Source organism: Streptomyces sp. NPDC006283 (assembly GCF_040613325.1).
In the GTDB taxonomy this organism is placed as follows: domain Bacteria; phylum Actinomycetota; class Actinomycetes; order Streptomycetales; family Streptomycetaceae; genus Streptomyces.
Genome location: NZ_JBEXRZ010000396.1, coordinates 1 through 2,792, shown reverse-complemented (window position 1 = coordinate 2,792; position 2,792 = coordinate 1). Strand labels below are relative to the sequence as shown.

Annotated in this window: 3 protein-coding genes and 1 pseudogene; all 4 read left to right on the top strand. The window is 64.7% G+C overall.

Translation table 11 applies throughout. The annotated features are described in order from the left end of the window. Positions 1–160: 160 nt before the first annotated feature. Positions 161–1,249, top strand: coding sequence for a hypothetical protein (locus ABZ070_RS36490; protein ID WP_356640403.1), 1,089 nt, complete (start codon positions 161–163; stop codon positions 1,247–1,249). Positions 1,250–1,527: 278 nt separating this feature from the next. Next, positions 1,528–1,710 carry a hypothetical protein gene (locus tag ABZ070_RS36485; protein WP_356640401.1) on the top strand — a complete coding sequence of 61 codons (183 nt, stop codon included), beginning with the start codon at positions 1,528–1,530 and terminating at the stop codon, positions 1,708–1,710. Beyond that, positions 1,649–1,966 carry an IS3 family transposase gene (locus tag ABZ070_RS36480; RefSeq protein WP_356640405.1) on the top strand — a complete coding sequence of 106 codons (318 nt, stop codon included), beginning with the start codon at positions 1,649–1,651 and terminating at the stop codon, positions 1,964–1,966. The genes ABZ070_RS36485 and ABZ070_RS36480 overlap by 62 nt, the downstream gene beginning before the upstream one ends. Before the next feature lie 36 nt (positions 1,967–2,002). Continuing rightward, positions 2,003–2,359, top strand: a pseudogene (locus tag ABZ070_RS36475) (DDE-type integrase/transposase/recombinase); the annotation flags it as partial. Between the last annotated feature and the right edge of the window lie 433 nt (positions 2,360–2,792).

The window sequence follows — 2,792 nt, the reverse complement described above, 5'->3', positions numbered from 1 at the left end:
ACGGACGCCGAAAGTCCCGTGACGCGACGCTCCGACATGATCAACCTGCGTGCTTCAACCCCCACCACACACAGACCAACGACCCAGGTCAGCCGTCGTCACCGCTAATCACGCACGAGGTCGTAAGCCGCCGTCCCTTGCCGACGGTTCCTGCGGGCCAGTGACACACCCCCACTGGCTTCCTAGTGACTTCCTGCTCCTGCGGGACCGGCCCGTACGCCAGCCACTGCGGAAATGGGCAGAGCAGATCCGAAGAGCACTGACGGCCCAGGCAGCACATGATCCGCCAGATACGCGGGCTATCTGCTCACTCATCAATCTCGCTGCCCTGATCGAGGCTTCACGCGGAGACCGTACCAACGCCCGCGCTATCTGTACTACACAGGTCATCTGGCTGGCGGGCCTGTTGGAGAAGGGCCTACCTAGGGGCGATGCCCTGCCTCTCGCACTACAGCCGTGGATCAACCTCGGACGTCTTCTTCGTGTCGAGGCCAGGACTGCCGAGGCTCTCGACCATTTCCGTCTCGCACACGACCTCCTAGCGCGTCACCCTGTCTCCATCGGGCCCCTGGTCGTAGAGGGCTCCGACTACACTGCGATCCTCGAGCGAGAGGAGTCCAGCAGCGCGACGCTGTGGAACATCTACACACTGGATTGCCTGAAGACATACTTTCGGGCGGGTGCCTTCGAGGAAGCCCTTCGGTTCGCCTCCCGCCTGCGCGAGACAGGACCAGCACAGCTCGACCCCTTCCTCACCGAAGCAGAGGTCATCAGCTTCCTCCGTCTGGGTGAGCATAAGCGGGCGTACGAGCTGTGTCTTTCACAGACTGAGTCAGACGACACCCTGCATGCATTGACGTTCCTGCTGTACCAGGCGGCAGCACTGATAGGGGCGGGATCATTCTCGGCCGCCAAAGACATGACGGCCGAACTGACCTCTTTTTTGGTGCGCGACGGCTTGGACTGGCTGCCAGCCAGCACCGCCATGAGGTACCTGGATGCTCTCGGACAAACCTGCGAGGACCTCGGTGACGAAAAGGCTGCTGGCGACAGCTACGGGCTCGGTCTCGAGAGAGCAATTGCAGCCGACGACGAGCCCTGCCAAGCAGGCTTCCTGCAGCGCATGATCCAATTGCAGAAGCGGCACGCGGTTAACGATCCGACCGAGGCACTGAAGTCCACGCTGGACTCCCTTCGTGCCGGGTCCTATTACGAGGTGCTACGGTCAACCACAAGGCTGGACATGTGATGGGACGAAGCTTTCGGTGAGCTTCTGCGGAGCGTAGCCGACATCATGGACGACGTACTCATCGTCGAGCCCACGCGAGATGGGTTGCGCGTCAGCCAGCCCTGATAATTCACATCCCGCTCCGTCGCCTGCTGCGTGCGTAAACCGGGTCCCGCGCCACCAAGCGGCCCGAACTGGAGGCCGCCGTCAAGCTCGCCGGCGAGATCCGCGCCTCCGGCGTCCGCGTCACCCTCGTCGTCCACGAACACAAACGACTCGGCCGCGGCATCGAACTCGCCATGCTCGCCGAGGAGCTGAAGGTGGGCGACGTCGGCCTGGAGTTCCTCACCGGGAAGTTGAAGGGCTCGCACGATCCCTCCGGTACCGTGTTCACGGTGCTGGCAGCGCTGGGACCTCGGCCTGTCAGTCTCGGCATACAACGCCCGCCGCAGGCGGCCCCAATCCGCCCGGCGCCTGCGTGACGAACGGCTCGTCGAGCACATACGCCGCGTCCACGCCGCATCCGGGGAGACCTACGGAGCCCGGCGCGTCCACCGCCAGTTGCAACGCTCAGGCGTGCACAGCGCCCGGTGCACCGTGGAACGGCTGATGCTCGAAGACGGCCTGGAAAGCGTCATCTGCGGACAGCGGGGCCGCACCATCTCCGAGCCGTCCGCACCCAGGCCACCGGACTTGGTCAACCGCCACTTCGAAGCCCATCGTCCGAACCAGCTGTAGGTCGCCGACCTCACCTAGGTCCGCACCTGGTCAGGCTGGGTCTACGCCGCCTTCGTCCTAGGCGTGTACTCGCGCATGATCGTCGGATGGCAGCTCGCCACCCACATGCGCACCGATCTCCCGCTGGACGCCCTGGAGATGGCCCTGTGGCGGCGTGGCATCAAGAAGGGCTCGGGGCTGATTCATCACAGTGATTCGCTTGGCAGGAAGCCTTCCACACACCAGCCCCGCGCCATCCGCCGTCAGAACAACAACGTCCACCACCCGAACCGTCGGCATCGACGTTCGAGGGCGCTCGCGGTGACAGCCGGCCCAGTATTACGGTCAGCTCGACTCCCCACCCGGCAGCCACACTCAGTAGTCTCGGTCCTCGTTTCGGTCGACGTGGTGTGAGGGGTTTGTGAGCGTGGCGCGTACCTGGCTGTCCATCCGGGTGGAATTGGTCTCTGGGCACGGTGCGGACCTGTGGCCTCGCCCCGGCCGGATCTTCGCCGCCGCGCGCTCGCACTCTTTGCCCTGCTCGCCACGGCCATCGATCTCGCCTTCGCCCGCTGGGATCTGGTTCACCTGCACCTGTTCACCTTGTCCGACGGCACCGGGGTCAGCCCCCTGGAATGGTGGGACGGCGAGGCTCCGGACGGCACCGTGGATGGCCATGCGACCAAGCTGAGCAGGCTGCAGGCCGGCGAGCATTCGCCTACGTCTTCGACATGGGCGACGACTGGACTCATCTGTGTACGGTCGGGGACAGGCGTATCGACCCCGCCGACAAACTCGGCGAAACCCCCGACCGCCCCATCCCGTACTGGGGCTGGGGAAACCTCCC

Bases quoted from the DNA above. Each gene is read 5' to 3' on its own strand.
- ABZ070_RS36485 (WP_356640401.1), top strand. From the start codon at position 1,528: ATGCTCGCCGAGGAGCTGAAGGTGGGCGACGTCGGCCTGGAGTTCCTC.